Origin of the sequence: Clostridium manihotivorum (assembly GCF_004015185.1) — a bacterium.
Taxonomy (GTDB): Bacteria; Bacillota; Clostridia; order Clostridiales; family Clostridiaceae; genus Clostridium_AR; species Clostridium_AR manihotivorum.
In genome coordinates this window covers 4,030,679-4,049,356 of the sequence record NZ_CP025746.1, presented here as the reverse complement: position 1 = coordinate 4,049,356, position 18,678 = coordinate 4,030,679, and the positions used below count along the sequence as shown (strand labels likewise).

Below are 18,678 nucleotides of genomic sequence, written 5' to 3'. Positions count from 1 at the left end.
AACACATTTGATGGGTTATCCATATACTTAGTCTAAAAAATAGAGATTATTGAATATGGATAACCTAATTATCACAATAAAATTTATAACATATTTTTTGTGTTTAAAAAGTATAGCGAAATTCTATACATGTGGTAACGAAAATATATGCTTTATGTCACTGAATAGAGTTAATTATTTTGTAATATCAATATTTGTGTAAATAACTTATAAGAATTTGTATCGTAAAATAAGTGGAGGGGTGCAGTTATGGAAAGAAAATGGTGGAAAGAAGCAGTAGTATATCAAATATACCCAAGGAGCTTTAAGGATTCAAATGGAGATGGTGTAGGTGATCTAAGAGGAATCATAGAAAAGCTTGATTACCTAAAAGAATTAGGGGTGGATGTTATATGGCTTAGTCCGGTATATAAGTCCCCTAATGATGATAATGGATATGACATAAGTGACTATAGAGATATAATGGACGAGTTTGGAACAATGGGTGACTTCGATGAACTTTTAGAGGGAATGCATAAAAGAGGTTTGAAGTTAGTAATGGATCTAGTGGTAAATCATTCCTCAGATGAGCACCAATGGTTTGTTGAAAGTAAAAAGTCAAAGGACAACCCTTATAGAGATTATTATATATGGAGAAAAGGTAAAGATGGCAACCCACCAAACAACTGGGGTTCTTTCTTTAGTGGATCTGTATGGCAATATGATGAAGCAACTGATGAGTACTTCTTACATCTTTTCTCAAAAAAGCAACCAGATTTAAATTGGGAAAATGAAAAAGTAAGAAACGAAGTTTATAATATGATGAAGTACTGGTTTGATAAAGGTATTGATGGCTTTAGGATGGATGTAATAAACCTAATATCCAAGGTTCCTGGGCTACCTGATGGAGAAAAAGGAGAACAGGATCTTTATGGTAATGGATTTCCTCTTTTTGCAAATGGACCAAGGGTACATGAATTTCTTCAAGAAATGAATAGAGAGGTTTTAAGTAAGTATGACATCATGACTGTAGGAGAAGCACCAGGTGTAGATCCTGACACAGCAAAGCTTTATGTCAATGAAGATAGAGATGAGCTTAATATGCTTTTTCAGTTTGAGCTTATGGATATAGATTCTGGTAATGGAAAGTGGGACTTAAGGCCATGGAAGCTAACAACCTTTAAGAATATAATGTTCAAATGGTATGAAGCTTTAAAAGATAAGGGCTGGAACTCTTTATTTTTAAACAACCATGACCAGCCAAGAATGGTTTCTAGGTTTGGTAATGATAAAGAATATAGGTTACAGTCAGCAAAGATGCTTGCAACTTTTCTTCACACTTGGCAAGGCACACCATATGTATACCAAGGCGAAGAAATTGGCATGACCAATGTACAGTTTGACATTTCTGAATATAAGGATATTGAAATAATAAATATGTTCAAGGAAAAGACTGCTCAAGGCGTGGAAAAAGAGGAACTTATGAAGTCAATCTATGCAAAGGGTAGGGATAATGTAAGAACACCTATGCAATGGAATGCTACAGAAAATGCAGGTTTTACAGAAGGTGAACCTTGGCTTAAGGTAAATCCAAACTATACAGATATAAATGTTGAACAAGCTTTAGAGGATAGAAATTCGATATTTTACTATTACCAAAAGCTGATTAAATTACGTAAAGAAAACCCTATTATTGTTTATGGGGATATAAACCTTTTATATAAAGATGATGAAAATATATTTTCATATATAAGAAGATTTGAGGATGAGAGGCTATTAGTGATACTTAATTTCTTTGAAAAAGAGGTTCAGTTCAAGCTACCTGCAGATGTCCAGTTCAAGGAAGCAGAGCTTCTAATAGCAAATTATGAAGTTGATACCAATAATATTGATAACTTTTTGCTAAAGCCATATGAAGCTAGAGTATATCTCTTGCATTAATTAGTTTTAGCAGGTTATAAGGAATTTCTATCTATAAAGTAAGTTGTGATTTTTAGGTAATAGAGTTCAAAGAACTTTACACCTATTTACTGGATAAAGATATACCAATTCAATACGACATATATTTTCAAAACTCTTTTGGGTTTTGAGAGAAGATTTGAAAATATAATTTTTATCACGAAGTGGCATATCTTTATAACAACTAAGGCAGCTGGTACTTTTGCCTTTATCTTGGCAGCCAGCATGTTTTCTAATGTTAGTCTAAAAGCTTCAGCACAGACCTACCCACAGTCAACCTATGAGGCAGAAAGTGCTTCACTTCATAATGTGAGTATAGATACAAATCATGCAGGATATTCAGGAACTGGATTTATCGATGGTTTCGCAGAGGTTGGCGATTATGTTGATTTTAATGTTTCAGTTGGTACAACTCAAGATTACACTTTAAGACTTAAATATAGTAACTACACTGGTGCTACAAATGTAAGAGAAGTTTATGTTGATGGAAAGTTCGTAAGCAATGCATACTGTAGCGATACAGGAAGCTGGGACAGTTGGAAGACTACTGATGTAGGAACTAACCTAACAGCAGGAACTCATACTGTAAGAGTGGCTTTAAATAACAGCAAGGATGGAGCTATAAACTTAGACAATCTTGTTGTTACACAAAAGAACGTTTTCGTTAGAAGTCTCTATATGTCTAACTGGAAGGATACAATGGCTATATGGCAAGCTAGCAAGCTTAGCGACAATGATACTACAAGTGCAAAAGGACCAAGACTTTCTGAACTAAGATATTCAGGAAATTGGAATGTAAATCAAATACAAGACTATACTGGTTTCTTTAGAGATGAAACTAACAATGCAAAATATGATCAAACTCATAACTTTGATTCAGAAGGTTATTACGACGAAAATGGAGTTTTACACAATAACTTCTTAAAATATAACGGATCTAACTTACCTAATATGGAAATCTCCAAGGACTATGTTGCAGTACCAAATCAAAACTTTATAGTATCAAGATATACCTTAAAGAATACTGGTACTTCAAGTATTACCTACAGCATATTAGATATGCTACATCCAAACAATACAACTTCAAATAATGTAGCAGCAAACTATGATTCTTCTAGAAATGCTCTAATAGTAAATATGAGTGCATCTGGACAACCTTACATGGCTTTAGGTGCTTTCACTGCTCCAACTTACTACCAAGCTGCAAATGACGGAGATTCAAATACCTCAAGTTCAACTTGCTCTTCATGGTACACTTTTGATGGAAGTGGCTCATTAAAGAACAATGCAAATGTTTCAGCACAAAATGTTTCCGTAGCCTTTGATCAAAAGGTTACAGTGCCTGCAGGAAGCTCTCAAAACGTATATTTCTATGTAGCTTTAGGTTCAAGCTTAAGCAATGTACAAAGTATCTGTGATACAGCAAGAGCACAATCAGGAGATAGCTGGTTTAACAATACTGCTTCAAGCTATTCAAGCTGGTTTAACGGAAAGACTGTACCAAGCTTCAATGATGCTGACTTGACTTCAGTATATAAGAGAAATCTAGTTATGATAAAGAACGCAATAAGACCAGGCAGCACTACAGCTGATGGTGCTATGCAGCTACTACTAATCCACTTAACTATAGCTATAAGATATGGGCAAGAGACTCAGCAGTAACCGCTATGTCTTTAGATGCAGCTGGATTTACAACAGAAGGTGAACGCTACTGGAACTGGCTTGCAGCTAGACAAAGCACAGATGGAAGCTTACATACCTGCTTCTGGCTATGGGACAACACTAATGCAAACTTTGTTGAACCAGAAAATGACTCCATAGGCTTCTTCCTAATAGGTGCATACAAACATTACAAAGCAACTGGAAACAAGGCTTTCTTAGATGGTGTATACAAGGCAGTTAAGAATTCTGCAAATTACATTATGACTAACATGGATCAAACTACTGGTTTTGGACCTGCTGATAAGAGTATCTGGGAAGAAGGAGATTCTCCAGAGTACTACGCTTATACACAAGCATCTTATGCAATGGGACTTAAATCTGCAGCTTTAATAGCTACATTAGAAGGAGACAATGCTTTAGCTGATAGCTTCAATGGTGCAGGAAGCACTATCTTAACTGCTATTAACAGAGATGATACAGCATCTCCAAAGGGACTTTGGAATTCAGCTAATGGGTATTATGATAGATGTATAAATACAGATGGTACTGTTAACACCCTAGAAGATACTTCAACAAATATACTATTTGCTTTAGGTGCTATAGATGTTAACTCTTCAAGAGCAACTTCTCATGTAAATAAAATAGAAAAGGATCTTAATGCAGACACTTATGGTTTACCAAGATACGCTAATGATACATTCTACTACACTTCACAATGGAGTCCTTCAGGAAATGAAGCTCTAGAAGCATCACCTTCTTGGCCACAAATGACAATGTGGGATTCTGTTTACCAGACTTACAAAGGAAATGGTTCGAAGTCTTATGATATGCTAGAGTGGTTTAAGCATAGAACAGGAACAGGCTTTATGGTTACAGGTGAAGCTGTAAGTAATGTTACAGAAGCACCATTGGTAAGTACAGCAGCAGAACCAGTAACTGCAGCATCCTTTATACTAGCAAGCCTTGCATACTCTAATAACTATGACATGAGAGTTTATTCTTCAGAAAATAACGCAGGCTGCTATAAAGGAATAACAGTAACTAATGGAGCAAGTGCTGATTGGAATCAATATAAATATGTTCCATACTATGTAGACCCATCTAATGATGGAGTAGTTGCAGATGGACAAACTGATATAAAGAAAGTGTATGTGTCAAATGATGACTCTAATATCTATATAAGAATAAACAATGCAGCTGGAACTTTACCTACAACTACTGATAACTCCTTCCAGGTTTCTGCTTATGTAGAAGACTTTGCAAAGACTGCACCAACAACAACTTCAACTCAATATGGAACTGCTCTAGGCAGAAATATGGCATATATGTTTACAAGAAAGAACACTGATGCAGGATATAGCAAGTACTCAGTATCAAATGGAAGCTGGACTCTAAACAAGAGTATAACTTCTGTTATAGCTCCTCAATGGGATACTACAACTGGCAGAATAGAACTTGTTATACCAAGATCAGAAATAGGTTCTCCAGCAAATGGTTCTTGGGGACATATAACAGTAGACTTAAGCAAGTATGTAAACAGCAATTGGCAAGATCAAGATACATTAAGATTAAACTACAAGATCACAGGAAGCAGTGATTCTTGGTTATATGGTAACTTTGAGTAAAAGTAAAATCAATACTCTTTAAACGTAGGCTCTGTTAAATTACTGCTTTGAAATTAAGCGGTCAGTCATCCGATGCTTAGATGAGCTTACACTAATAGCTCGCTCATATAGCATCTCCTTCATGACCACTTAATTTCAACAATATTATTAAACATAGTCTAAACTTAATAATTTGTAATAAGATGAGCTACTTAATCATCAAACAGATTTATCAGAATTCCTTAAATAAAACTTGTAGGATTTTGAAAATAGTTTTGATGATGGGTGGCTCATTTGCTTGTATTTATGAAAATATTTATATTGGGCAAAGTGGTTCCAGCTATTAGACCAGGATAAAGACATAGTAAAGGCTAAAAATTTACCAATTAAGCTAATAAAGTTAGTACAAAAATTCTTATTAAAGATTTCAAAACTAGAGAAGCGATTTTTGTATAAGTTTTTACATTATTTTGTAGATTTTGGTGGTATTTTATGTAAAATAAGTGCTATAATTTTCTTGAAGATAGCTATATTTATTAGATATAGTTGTCTTCACAAAGTTGATATTTTAAATGGTATGATTAAAGGAGTGGTAACGTGAGAGGTTCTATAGTGATAGCAAGTATAGCGATTTTACTATTTATATTATCCTACATAATCTATAAATATGAAAAGGTTGGATTGTTGGCAGGTATAGAAAAATCAAAGGTAAGAGACGTCCATGGCTTAGCAAAGTTTGCTGGGAAAATATTTTCACTTATAGCAGCTGGAACATTATTATTAGCTATTGTAGGAAGCATAACTTCAAGTGTGATTCCAGGGCGAGTATTCTTAGTATATAGTATTGCTTTATTAATTATTTATTTTTGGGGACTAGGTAAATACTTATAAGGTAGATAACACAAGGCAATTCTCACTGAGGGTTGCCTTTTACAGGTTATTAAAACCCACATGTATAAAAAACAGCTACATTTATTGGGTCTATTACTAATATTTGCTTACTTGACGGATTAAGCTCGGGAATAATGCTTAAATAACTTCTATATAATAAGTAAGTAATGTAAATTTGAAATATACAAATTCAGTGATAAATTATATGTAAATATACCGTTTTAATTCGAGCTCATAGGTTTTAAATATTTTGGTTTGGGAATAAATTGCACAATCGAAATCTATAAGATAAGCATAAGGTTAAGCGGATAGGGAGATGTTTTATGAAAAAGTATGTATATATAGGAATTGGCGGTTTTCTAGGTGCTATCCTAAGATATATTATAAAAAATGAGCCAATCTATAATTATAAAGAAAAAATTCCACTAAACACTTTTATAATTAATATAACAGGGAGTCTTATACTGGCTTTTATACTTTCAATAAGTTATGCTAGATGGAAATACAGTGAAAATCTTAAATTAGGTATTACTACTGGTTTTCTAGGGGCGTTTACCACGTTTTCCACTATGTGCAAGGAAACTGTAACTCTATTTATTGAAGGATACTATTTCTCAGCTATTTCCTATGTAGGCTTTTCAGTACTTGCAGGTATTGCCTTAGCTTATTTTGCTTCAGTTCTATCCAATAATTTTGTAAATAGAAACTATAAAGAAGATGATGATGAAGATTTAGATGAACGGATAAAAGCTCAAGGAGGTGGATTTTAGTTGTCATATTTGTTAGTAGGAATCGGAGGAACTTTTGGTAGCATAGCAAGGTATAAGCTTGGAAATATTGTCTCCACAAAGAACAAAAGTAGTTTTCCGTTAGGTACTTTCATTATAAATATTACAGGTGCAATACTTCTTGGCATAGTATCTAGTTTAAATGTAAGTAATAGTATATATTTGCTTTTAGCAGATGGATTCCTAGGTGCATATACCACTTTTTCCACCTTTATGTATGAAGGTTTTAATCTGTTCAAAAATAAAAAAGAATTAAATGGATTTGTTTATATTTTAGGAAGCGTGATTTTAGGTGTTTTAGGATATACAATAGGATTTTTCACTATAAGAGCAAGAGTATGAGACTTTTTATAAATCATGATATAGACAAGCGTGGTATTTAGTGATAATATGGTTTTAGAAAATGTATAGGTGATGGAGTTCGCCATTTAAATGCTTGAAGCTGATGACTCCTACAAGATAACTATTATTGTAGTTATCTTGTAGGAGTATTTTTACTGCTTATGAAGATTAAGTATTGATGAAGTTTATACTATAATAACAAAAGAGGGGAGATCTCAGATGAGATTTTATAAAAACTATTTTAAGGATAGGTTACTATTTATTAGAAGTAAAAATACTACGGCGGTTTTAACTATTTCTTTTATAAAATGGGTGGTGCTTGGGGCAATAGTTGGTATTTTCACAGGTACTGCAGGAGCAGCGTTTTTGAAAAGTTTAGAACTGGTAACAAATTTGCGAGTTGAAAATTCATGGTTATTATTTTTCCTGCCTATAGGTGGTGCATTTGTAAGCTTTATTTATTCAAAGTATGGTAAGAATTCTTCAAAAGGGAATAATCTCATTTTAGAAAACATCAATAACAGTGGTGGAACAGTACCTATGCGTATGGCGCCATTAGTCTTCTTAGGAACGGTTATTACTCATCTTTTTGGAGGTTCTGCTGGAAGAGAAGGAACAGGAGTTCAAATAGGTTCTACAATAGCAGAAGGTGTTGGGCGTATATTTAAACTTGACAAATATGATAGTAGAATAATTCTAATGTGTGGAATAAGCAGTGGCTTTGCATCTGTATTTGGAACTCCACTTGCTGGAACTGTGTTTGGTTTAGAAGTTGCAACTCTAGGAATAATGAGCTATGAAGCCTTGATTCCATGTTTCACAGCAGCTATAGCTGGAGATTTAGTTTCTGCAGCTTGGGGGATTCATCACACTCATTATAAGATTCTTCAAATTCCTGAAATAACAATTTTATCTGTGATGAAAGTAGTTATTGCAGCTATTATATTTGGACTTGTTAGTAAGCTTTTTAGCGAACTAACTCATAAGCTTAAGGAATTATTCACAGAGGCTTTTCCAAATGCAATATTAAAGAGCTTTGTAGGGGGTATTTTAGTAATTATTTTGGTTTATATAGTTGGAAGCAGAGATTATTTAGGCCTTAGCATTCCTCTTATATCAGATTCTTTTAACGATAAGGTTAATCCTATTGCTTTTTTAGTTAAACTTATATTTACCTCTTTAACATTAGGTACAGGCTTTCAAGGTGGAGAAGTTACACCGTTATTTGTAATAGGATCAACATTAGGAAATACGCTATCTAGCATTTTACATATGTCCCCTTCATTTTTAGCCGCACTTGGATTAATAGGAGTATTTACTGGAGCAACTAATACTCCATTGGCATCCTTACTCCTAGGAGTCGAGATGTTTGGCTCAAAAGGAGTAGAATTCATGTTTATGACCTGCATTATCAGTTATGTATTCTCAGGACATACTGGTATATATATTTCTCAAAGGATTGGAAGGAGCAAAAGTAAGATAATTAAGGTACCACAAAACGCTTCCCTATCTTATTTTAGAAATAAATTAGATAAAAATAATAAACAAGAAGATGATGAGGAGCAGGATATACATCTTGCTTAGTTATAGAAGCTTATAATTTGTATAGTGAAGTTAAAGAATTAATGTTAATAAAAGCTATATCTCTGAGAAAAACTCAAGGATATAGCTTAGTTTTATTTTATAGGAAATTGTAAAAGATATTAGATAAACTTGTTGATTTCAGTGTGTAGAATAACTATGTAGAATACATAAGTTATATAGTATATATGAATGTGTTAAAAAAATGTTGTTAGTATAACTATAGGTACTTACCTAATCTTAGAAAGTAAATAATTAATAAGGCAATAATAGTGCTGAAAATAGTGGTAGCTAGTGAACACAATGTAGTTATTAAAGATGATTGTGAAACATTATAATACTTATTTTACATAAAATTACACTGGGTATCAAGAAAATTCAGCCTTTATTTTATATCTATATTATTATCTTTAGGATACTCATAATTTTGGCACTTATAGGGAACCAACTTCAACTATTAATTTATACATGCCACAAAATCCCCAGAAGTCGGGATTTTATAACAAGTATAAATTAAGTTTTCATAAAGGTTGCCTATACATCTTTGCTTGTTGGAGTTTTGGCCATGTGAGATGACCTATTTATGCATTTTTATATCACCGGAAACCTTGACTTTAGAGAATATACTTTACGAAACTTTACTATTTATTTTAGTTTTGTAGTAATCACTGCTTTACAAAAAAGCCTCCAATATAAAAGCGAGATTGAGGGGATGAGGGTCTAGGTTTATTAATAGTAATTGATTTAATTAGGTTCATGTTATCAATGTTGTATACATAGAGCTTGTTAATATCTTGACTGTAAAGGTAATTGTTGTACCTTATTGTTTGCACTAGGGCATTTTCCATTTCTACAAGCTTCTGATCCTGAGTTTTAGGATCGAAGATAGTAATTTTATTTAGATTTGCTGCAAGAGGATTGCAGTGGGTGATGTATAGTTTATCCTTGTAGAGTAGTATTTGGTTTGGATCTATTTCACCGAGCTCTATGTTGTCAATCTTTTCGGTTTTTGTATTATACTTGCTTAATGTTTTTGAGCCTTCATTACCATTTATATCAAGATTGTTGGTGAAGTAGATATCGTCGCCTATTTTGCAGGAGTCTAATTGCTGAGTTCCACATTGGTTCAATGGAATTTGCTTTAGGAGTTTTAGATTTTTTGAGTCAAAAATTAATAGATATGGAGTATTGATATTATTTTCGCTAATTGTTCCCCAAGCATATAAAATATCGTCATAACACTTAAGTGACGCTATAACTAGCCCATTCTTTTTCCACTCTTGTAGTTGTCCAGTCTTCGTATCGCATTTAGTAATGTATCCTACGAAATTTATGGTGTTTGTAGTATATACATCATCTTTATTAACTGTGTACATTAGTATTGCAGGTTGATTAATCTTTATGGTCTTATATTTTCCAGTATTTAAATCAAATTTTATAATAGTTTTTAGATCCTTCTGATTTCCTAGGCCAAGAGGAACTGAATAAAAGCTGGTATTGCTCAAGAGAGGTACTCTGGTTTGATCACCCATATCACCAAAGGGTAATTGTTTTTCTTCAAGAAGATTAAGATTTTTATCGTAGAAGGAAACATAACCTATATTTTGATTTTGTGTGCTTTGAATAACTCCGATATGTATATAAGGAAGCTTACTTTGGGAAATAAAACGATTTTTATTGTAATTTATATAAAAATATAAGCCAGAAAAAAATAATATTAATATTACTGCTATGTCACAAATTAATTTTTTTGATTTAAGCATAAGAGCGCCTCCAATTTTGAAAATTGCAATAAAACATACAAGCTTTTATTATAAAAAAGGTTGTACATTTTATTGCTTTTGGTGTAATGTGGAATTGTAAAATTACTATATATTTTGCTAAAAATATGAACTGCTTTAATAATGAGTATTAAGATAAATATTTCTATAAAAATATAATATTTAAGTTTGATAAATTTCAGTACTAGTTAGCCTATATATAGATGGCATAGAGCTCAATAATTTAAAAAGAAATACTATTTCTAATTCTTAATAGAACAGGTGAGGAAATTTAATTTGTTTTAGAAAACTTCAGAGATTAGTTAATAAACAAACTTTTAATTAATTTACTAATTAACGCTCCAGTTATTTCTATAGGTTACAACAACGTTATCGTTTGTAAGAAGTTCAGTTGGATGAATTGCTGAAAGTGTTTTACCAAATAGACTTATATCATAGGCGCTAGTATTTAAATCTATTCCGTAGTTATCTTCAAAGCTTGCCCAAACGAGTTGTGAGCAGTAGAATTTTGATCTAGTTGACATGTTGTAATAATCATAGTTATAAGGAAGGCCGATTTTGCTCTTGCACCATTCTGCAGCAGCTGCATCTTGATCAGCAGTTGTAGAGATTACAGTACCAGCAGCGCAGGTATTTCTTGTTGTATCCCAGTTGTTCTTACCCATAACAACTCCAGAGCTTAATGATTCTACAACATCAGATGCGGAGTATACAATTGCACTATGTCCTAGTGGAATTATTCCAGAATATTTATCATCGGTTACAAGGATTACACCTTTTCTTGTAGGATAGACACCATTTGAAGTTGCTTCTAATGGATTTATTTGTCCAGTGAGGCTTCTTATTTGGTTAGATTTGGGATCATTTACGATTTTTTTGTTTACTAAGGTCCTATTGAGCACTTTTGATGTTTCGATTGGAAAAGGATTAGATTTTGCTTTTTCTAAGGCTTTATCAAAGGCAGGTTGAGTAGAATTATAAGAGGTCGAACCAGAAGTTGTAGAGGCGAATGCTTGGACAGTAACTACAGATGTCAAGAAGACTGATAGGAACATTGATAAAAATACTTTACTTTTTTTCATAGAAAGGACACCTCCATAGTATTATATAAATATTTATTATTACCATATATTTCAAGTTAATTGTAACACCTAAACATCTATAATGCAAATTATGGAAACGTTAAGATTGTAAAATATAACAAATGGGACAGGGGGACGGAGCTTTTGTCCCAGCTAGAAATTGAAAGAATACTTAATTTAGATAGAATAATCATGGGAATGAAGGATTATTTCTGTTTAGAAGAAGAGTTCTTATATCAAAACTTAATTTACATATACCGAACAATATACAAATAACAGGATTTCCGAACAGTTATAACTTAAGCTTTCGGAATATATAGAAAGGTATCCTTTATGAAAACTTAATGGTTGAAATTTGATACTTATAATGGAGGAAAGATAAAGTGAAGAAAATTTTAGCCCAGATATTTTTTTATCTAACTATTTTAATCTTGATATTTATTTTAGCAACCCAGTACATATTAAATGGCAATAACTTTGTTATTCCATTTTTTATAGCTCTAGGCTTATATCTAGTTTTTTATACGTTATATGGAGTTATTTCTGGAACATTTGCTGTATCTAAAAAAGATTATAGAAATGAAAGTTTATATGTAATTACTAGAAGTATAATCTGCATTTTAATTTTGGTGGAGCTTCTTTTGTCAGTTTGGAAAATTGAACTTGCAGGATATGTTGGTTCTTTATTGTTAATACTACTCACATCCATGATGTATGTAGATAAGAAGCAAACTCAGCAATTTAGAAAGGGCAAGTAATGTTTTTATATTGAGCTAGTATACTTCAATTAAAGAGTTAATGTATTTAAAGTTGATTTATACTAGCTGAAGTTGAATAAAGATATATAACAATAGGGAACCAACTTCAACTATTAATTTATACATGCCATAAAATCATCAAAAGCCGGGATTTTATAACAAGTATAAATTAAGTTTTCATAAAGGTTCCCTATATGTATCACTTCAACATTAAATCTATTTTTAAATCTTGTGTATATAAAAGTACGTTAATGAAATTAAGTGATCAGTCATCCGATGCTTTAATGAGCTTGCGCAAAAGATCACTAATGAAGAACGTTTTAGTAATCTTTAAAGCCGTTCCATCTGATAAAATCATTTAATTCTAATAGCTCGCTCATAGAGCATCTCATTTATGAACACTTAATTTCAACAATACTATTAAACATAGCCAACACTTATTGAGATATATTTCTAGTTTTAGGATAGGGTATTTTTACCTAGAAAAGTTTTACTTTACTAAAGCATCATAAACCACTTTTCCATTTACAATGGTTAAGCATACCTTTATATCTCTAATATAGTTCATGTCTGTTTTAAAAATGTCACCATCCAATACTGCAATATCAGCCAGCTTTCCAGGCTCTAATGTTCCTAGCACATCTTCCTGTCCTAGATTAAATTGGCCACCTAGTGTCCAAGCTTTAAGCAGTTCTTCTTTTGTTAAAGTGTTCTCTTTATTAAAAGGTTCTCCACCTTCGGGAAATAAACCGCCGAAAGTATGATAAATTGACTCGGGAATATCTGGAATCATAAGAGGAAGATCTGTGCCGCAGGAAATTGTAATGTTGCAATCAGCCATCTTTCTTCTATTCCAGTAGTATCTACCTCTATCAGCACCTATCTTTTCATTAATCATGGATATTTTCTCTTTTGCATTTGTTATGGACATTATCTGGGGGTATACTTCTGCTATGATTCCTAATCTGCCCATTACTTCTAAGTCCTTAGGATCTGAAAATTCAACATCGGTTATAGCGTGACGATTCGATAGTTTACCATCTGCCTTTTTACATTTACTAAATATATCAATAGCCTTTCCTATTGCAGCATCTCCTTGAGCATGAAGAGAAAAACGAAAATCTTCCTTATCGCAAGCAAGAACTTCAGCTTCAATCATAGAATAATCAATTTCTTGGGCACAATGAATCTTTGGAGCACACAAGTAAGGTTCCTTCAAGTCTCCACAAAGAGCTGATATAGAACCATCAGTCATCCTATTGTAACCGCTAAATTTAATAAAAGTACCTTTGAATTTTTCTCTCATGGTTTTTCCAAAGCTAAGGTTAGCTCCAGAACCAACCGGTTGTGACATAAAGGAAACTCTTAGTGTTAAATCTTCATTATTCTCTAATTCCTCTAAAATATCTGTGAAGCTATAAAAATCATCAAATCCCATCTCCTTTATAGCAGTTATTCCTTTAGTGTTAAGCATGGACATATAAGATTTAAACTGCTCAACAATGAAATCGTGATCATTCAAAATATCTTTTAACAATCTCCAGTAAGCTTCTGGGTAGCAGTTAGTTTCGGAAAAGCAGTATTTTATTTTTGCTGCGGTATTCATATAACAACTTTCTCCACCTTCTTCAAATAGAATTACAGGTTTGGTTGTTGAGAGGCGATCAAGAGAATTACTTTGAAGATAATTTAGTTTGTTTGAATTTAGGTTGCGTCCAAGGATTGGAGAATTATCTGAAACTACAGAGTCCTGTTCTGCCAGTACTTTCATTAGTTCCTCTAAACTATTTATTTGAGATAAGTCTATACCTGCATAATTTAAGACATATCCAGTAAAAAAGCAATGTACATCAACAAAGCCAGGACAAATCACTCGATTACCAAGTTCAAAAATTCTAGTATCTTGTCCAATGTACTTTTGTAGGTCATCATTAGTTCCAACTGCTAGGATTTTTTCTCCAGTTATAGCTACAAAACCCTTGGTAGTTGAGTTATTAGTGGAAGTAAAAATATTAGTAGACTTTAACACAATATCAGCTTTTAACATAATACACACCTCGCACATCTTTAAATATAATCTCAAAACAAATGCTGTTTTTACAATTATATTCCAATTAAATATATTTGTAAATTGGTATAAAAAACTTTTATAATTGATACTTACATAGTAGAACATATTCATTAATAAGATGAATTTATACCAATATTAAATGATTCTTCAATAAAAACTATATATAAACTAAATATATACTAGAAAAACCGTGGATTTATACATGAAAATGTTGTGGTAAATATTTACTAATGTAGATTGACAAGGAAAAAGTGTGATGCTATACTAAAAGTGGTTCGGAAATATTAGTAACATGTATGGTTGGCTCTTAGTTGTGTTCGTTCAATTTTAGTTCAATGAGCATCAATTTATGTTGAAAGGGAGGTAAAAGTGAAAGTAGCAGTCATTGGTGACAATTGCATTGACTATTATAAAAGACTTAATCGATTATATCCTACTGGAAATGTTGTAGATACTGGTGTTAATTTAAGAAAGCTAGGGATTAATACATCGATCATTTCCACAACTGGCTCAGATGATTATGGACAGCTAATGATTGACACGTTGGAAAAGGAGGGACTTGATATTTCACATTTGAAGGTTGCTATAGGAAAAACAGCAATTACTTATATGGATATGGATGGTCTTGAGAGAATACATGGTGAATATGATGAGGGAGTTCTTGAAAACATTTTCTTTGATGAAGAGGATATTGACTTTGCAGCTACGCATAACCTAGTACACAGCGCCTTTTGGGGAAAAGCTGATGGGGTTCTTGAGGAAATAAAAAGAAAAGGAGCGCTAGTTTCTTTTGACTATGCAACTGGTTTTGACAAAGAAATAGTAGACAGAACAGTTCCCTTTGTAGATTACGGTTTTTTCTCTTTTGTAGAAAAGGATGATTATGTAAGAAACTTCTTAAAGGAAAAAGTAGAGAAAGGTCTAAAGATAGCAGTGGCAACCTTTGGTGAAAAGGGTAGTTTGGCTTACGATGGACAAGATTACTATGAATTTGGTGTCTTTAAGGCGAAGGTAGTTAATACAGTTGGTGCTGGAGATGCCTTTATAGCAGGGTTTTTGTATAGTATTTTAAATAATGAGCCAGTAGAAAAAGCCTTAGAACAAGGCGCAAAAATTGCAGCTAAAGTGATAGAGGTCTTTGAGCCTTGGGTCACTGAAATAAATTAATTCAAATGAGAAGAGGTAGATATTATGTTAGAAATTGATAAGAGTAAAGTAGATTTTTTAGTAACAGAAAACATGGTAGTTGAAGTTGAAAAATTAATGTCAAAGGATTTTCCTATGATAGATGGCTTTGTAAAGACCATGGTTGAGAGGAAAATAGAAAGAGTATATTTTGTGGCCTGTGGTTCACCGCTATGCGCTTGTCAAACTGCAAAGCTTCTATTCCAAAAATACTCTGATATATCAGCAGAAGCTTTTAGTGGATTTGACTTCTTAGATCAAACACCAGCTAAGCTTGATAGCAAAACTTTAGTAGTTGGAGTATCCCACTACGGAAAGACTGAAGAGGTTGCAAATTCAATAATACTTGCAAAGAATGCAGGGGCTATGACTATAGGTATTACTCGTGATCCAGCTAACACTTTGCTATCAGAAGCAGCGGAGTTTGTCATAGGCTATGGAGCAGAATGCATCTGGGAAATTCACCTACTAGCAACTTATTATATTGCTTGTAAATATATTAACTCAATAAAAGAAAATACAGAAGTTACAAAGATACTAGAAGATATGAAGAAACTTCCAAAGGTATTAGCAGAGCTAGTAGTTTCTGCAGAAGAAAAGTCAAAAGAGTTAGGAATTAGAGCAAGCCAATGGCCTTTCATCTACACTGTAGCAGCAGGTCCACTACTTCCACTTGCCTATAAGGAAGGCATTATAACAATGCTTGAGTTTACTTGGACACATGGTTCAATGATAAACGCAGCTGAATTCAGACATGGACCATTAGAAGTGGTAGAGAAGGGTGTTCCTTATGTATTTATGTTAGGAACTGATGAATCTAGAAAAACTACAGAGAGAGCAATTAATTTTGTAAAGCAACTTACTGATGACTACATAGTATTTGACTATGCAGATCTAAATTGTGATCTACATCCAATGCTTGCACCTATGGTTTTATTTGTTCCACTTGAATATTTCTACTATTACCTGGCAATAGCTAAAGATCACAACCCAGACGATAGACGTTACTATGGTGGTCTAATGAAATACTAATTTTCTACTTGTACTAGCCTGCAGTTGAAATGTTGCTGCAGGCGAATACCTTATGAAATTGGGAGGTATTATTAATGAAAATTGGATTATTCACTTCAGGTTATCAGCGAAATACTATAGAAGACATTTTTATAGATGCTAAACGATTTGGCTATGATTATATAGAGCTTTGGGATAGGCTTATAAAATGCATGAAAGAGATCACAGAATATGCAGATAACATTCAGCATAAGGTCGTACTGGAAGCGTTGACACCCTATGAAACTAATGTAGTAAAGAGTGCCAATGACTTATGTGAGGTCTTTAGATTGGTTCCATCACAAAACTTGTTGGGAATGTGCGATATAGTTCCTCCTTATGTTCAGCAAGAAAGTATTACTAGTTATTTTGATAAACTTAAAGATAAGATGTATCACATGCATGTGGTAGACAGTGATGGAGCAAGTGATACTCATTTAATGCCTGGTGAAGGAAATATACCTCTGAAGGAGTTAATGGAGGAAATAAAAGAAATTAAATATGATGGGACGATCACAATAGAGCTGGTAACAGCTTATATAAATGAACCGAGGTTATATGCAAAGAAAGCAATAAATAATATTAAATCACTTTTGTAGTTTAGATAGTAAGCAATCAGAAAGGTGAAAATTATGTTTATAGATATCCATGTTCATCCCGCTTTTTTCGAACCTATAAACTTAGAGCCAAAGATAACGGAATTTAGGCATAAAGCCTTAGACATACAGAAAAACGGTTTAGCCCCACTAGAGCATATCTTTAATCAAATGGAGTGTGCTGGGCTAGATAAACTTACTTTACTACCTGAAGATTACACAACAATTGAAGGAGGCATCGTAGTAAGTAATGAAGAAATAAAAAAGCTTGTAGATACGGCACCAGACCGATTTATCGGTTTTGCAGCGGTGGATCCCTTTGTTAAAGGTCACTTAGACGCAATAGAGAAAGCTTTTACAGAGTTGAAGCTTAAGGGATTAAAGTTACATCCATCTAAACAACATTTCTATCCATCAGATAAATCCTTGGAGCCGCTATATAAAATATGTGAAAAGTATGATAAACCAATTTTATTTCACAGCGGTGTATCTTGGGAACCAAATACCTTATCTAAATATTCCAGACCAATAGAATTTGAAGAACTTGCATTAAATCATCCTAAGCTTAGGATTTGCCTTGCTCATTTTGGCTGGCCTTATGTTCAGGAAACGGCAATGCTTATGTTAAAGTTCCCTAATATATATGCGGATACTGCGTTACTATACTTTGATAGCGCAAGAGAATTTTATAAAAGGGTTTTCACCGAGGATATACCTTCTACTTGGATAGATAGGAGTCTTAGGCATCAAGTTATGTTTGGCTCAAATAATCCTAGATTTGAACAGATTAGAATGGCAGAAGCAATTGAGCACCTTGGTTTTAGAGAAAGTACCCTTGAACTTATAAAAGGACAAAATGCCCTTGAATTCATTGGTGGTATATAAAAGGAGAGAAATTATGGTTGTGTATGAAAGTTTTACACTACTTACTAAAGACTATAATCAGCTTATAGTATTGACAGATAAGATAAGTGAAGTTGTTTTAGAAAGTGGTATAAAAAATGGAATAGTAGCTGTTATTACAAAACACACCACTACAGGAATAACAGTTAATGAGTCGTTGGAGTGCCTTGAAAACGATATACAAACCTTTTTGGAAAGGTTAATTCCAGAAGATTTTCCTTATACCCACGCAAGGATGCTTAGAAGCTATGGGTCAACTGCAGGAAATCCTACAGGTCATTTAAAGGCACACATAACAGGTAATAATTGTGTTTTTCCTATTGTTGAAGGTGAGATAGTAAAGGGCGATGCACAGGATATATATTTCTGTGAATTCGATGGACCAGCAAGAAGGACTGTTAGTATCAGCATAATTGGTGAATAAATTTATAATTTAATAAATTTAA

General features: G+C 33.1%; 16 protein-coding genes and 1 riboswitch. Of the genes, 13 read left to right on the top strand and 3 right to left on the bottom strand.

What is annotated here, in order from left to right; translation table 11 throughout:
* Positions 1–249 precede the first annotated feature (249 nt).
* The 7 genes from C1I91_RS18330 to C1I91_RS18300 all read left to right on the top strand — a co-directional run bounded on the left by C1I91_RS18330 (position 250) and on the right by C1I91_RS18300 (position 8,809).
* The gene (locus C1I91_RS18330; RefSeq protein WP_128214176.1) at positions 250–1,920 is read left to right on the top strand and encodes a glycoside hydrolase family 13 protein; all 1,671 of its coding nucleotides are present in this window, start codon (positions 250–252) and stop codon (positions 1,918–1,920) included.
* Between the two features lie 243 nt (positions 1,921–2,163).
* A complete protein-coding gene (locus tag C1I91_RS18325; RefSeq protein ID WP_128214175.1) occupies positions 2,164–3,600 on the top strand; it encodes a CBM35 domain-containing protein in 1,437 nt (478 codons plus the stop codon).
* 5 nt (positions 3,601–3,605) lie between these two features.
* A complete protein-coding gene (locus tag C1I91_RS18320; RefSeq protein WP_128214174.1) occupies positions 3,606–5,225 on the top strand; it encodes a glycoside hydrolase family 15 protein in 1,620 nt (539 codons plus the stop codon).
* 591 nt (positions 5,226–5,816) lie between these two features.
* Entirely contained in the window at positions 5,817–6,095 is a 279-nt protein-coding gene (locus C1I91_RS18315; protein ID WP_164880580.1) for a DUF3784 domain-containing protein, read from the top strand.
* A 323-nt stretch (positions 6,096–6,418) separates the two neighbouring features.
* Positions 6,419–6,865, top strand: coding sequence for a fluoride efflux transporter CrcB (gene crcB, locus C1I91_RS18310; RefSeq protein ID WP_128214172.1), 447 nt, complete (start codon positions 6,419–6,421; stop codon positions 6,863–6,865).
* On the top strand, positions 6,866–7,225 hold the full coding sequence (gene crcB / locus C1I91_RS18305; RefSeq protein WP_128214171.1) for a fluoride efflux transporter CrcB: 360 nt from the start codon (positions 6,866–6,868) through the stop codon (positions 7,223–7,225). It abuts the gene before it with no gap.
* Between the two features lie 59 nt (positions 7,226–7,284).
* A riboswitch (Fluoride riboswitch) is annotated at positions 7,285–7,345 on the top strand.
* 99 nt (positions 7,346–7,444) lie between these two features.
* Positions 7,445–8,809, top strand: coding sequence for a voltage-gated chloride channel family protein (locus C1I91_RS18300; protein ID WP_128214170.1), 1,365 nt, complete (start codon positions 7,445–7,447; stop codon positions 8,807–8,809).
* Positions 8,810–9,471: 662 nt separating this feature from the next.
* Here C1I91_RS18300 and C1I91_RS18295 read toward each other — a convergent pair.
* Positions 9,472–10,569, bottom strand: coding sequence for a YncE family protein (locus C1I91_RS18295; protein WP_128214169.1), 1,098 nt, complete (start codon positions 10,567–10,569; stop codon positions 9,472–9,474).
* A gap of 347 nt (positions 10,570–10,916) precedes the next feature.
* On the bottom strand, positions 10,917–11,669 hold the full coding sequence (locus tag C1I91_RS18290) for a YiiX/YebB-like N1pC/P60 family cysteine hydrolase (protein WP_128214168.1): 753 nt from the start codon (positions 11,667–11,669) through the stop codon (positions 10,917–10,919).
* 383 nt (positions 11,670–12,052) lie between these two features.
* On the opposite strand from C1I91_RS18290, the gene C1I91_RS18285 reads away from it, so the two are divergent.
* Positions 12,053–12,427, top strand: a complete 375-nt coding sequence (locus tag C1I91_RS18285; RefSeq protein ID WP_128214167.1) for a hypothetical protein — start codon at positions 12,053–12,055, stop codon at positions 12,425–12,427.
* A gap of 490 nt (positions 12,428–12,917) precedes the next feature.
* On the opposite strand, the gene C1I91_RS18280 is transcribed toward C1I91_RS18285, so the two are convergent.
* Positions 12,918–14,474 carry an amidohydrolase gene (locus C1I91_RS18280; protein ID WP_128214166.1) on the bottom strand — a complete coding sequence of 519 codons (1,557 nt, stop codon included), beginning with the start codon at positions 14,472–14,474 and terminating at the stop codon, positions 12,918–12,920.
* 393 nt (positions 14,475–14,867) lie between these two features.
* On the opposite strand from C1I91_RS18280, the gene frlD reads away from it, so the two are divergent.
* The 5 genes from frlD (at position 14,868) to C1I91_RS18255 (ending at position 18,656) form a co-directional block, all read left to right on the top strand.
* On the top strand, positions 14,868–15,665 hold the full coding sequence (gene frlD, locus C1I91_RS18275; protein ID WP_128214165.1) for a fructoselysine 6-kinase: 798 nt from the start codon (positions 14,868–14,870) through the stop codon (positions 15,663–15,665).
* A 24-nt stretch (positions 15,666–15,689) separates the two neighbouring features.
* Complete coding sequence (frlB, locus tag C1I91_RS18270) at positions 15,690–16,715, top strand: fructoselysine 6-phosphate deglycase (protein WP_128214164.1); 1,026 nt, start codon at positions 15,690–15,692, stop codon at positions 16,713–16,715.
* 74 nt (positions 16,716–16,789) lie between these two features.
* Positions 16,790–17,332 carry a TIM barrel protein gene (locus C1I91_RS18265; RefSeq protein WP_128214163.1) on the top strand — a complete coding sequence of 181 codons (543 nt, stop codon included), beginning with the start codon at positions 16,790–16,792 and terminating at the stop codon, positions 17,330–17,332.
* A 33-nt stretch (positions 17,333–17,365) separates the two neighbouring features.
* On the top strand, positions 17,366–18,214 hold the full coding sequence (locus tag C1I91_RS18260; RefSeq protein ID WP_128214162.1) for an amidohydrolase family protein: 849 nt from the start codon (positions 17,366–17,368) through the stop codon (positions 18,212–18,214).
* 13 nt (positions 18,215–18,227) lie between these two features.
* Positions 18,228–18,656, top strand: a complete 429-nt coding sequence (locus tag C1I91_RS18255; protein ID WP_128214161.1) for a secondary thiamine-phosphate synthase enzyme YjbQ — start codon at positions 18,228–18,230, stop codon at positions 18,654–18,656.
* The last annotated feature ends 22 nt before the right edge of the window (positions 18,657–18,678 follow it).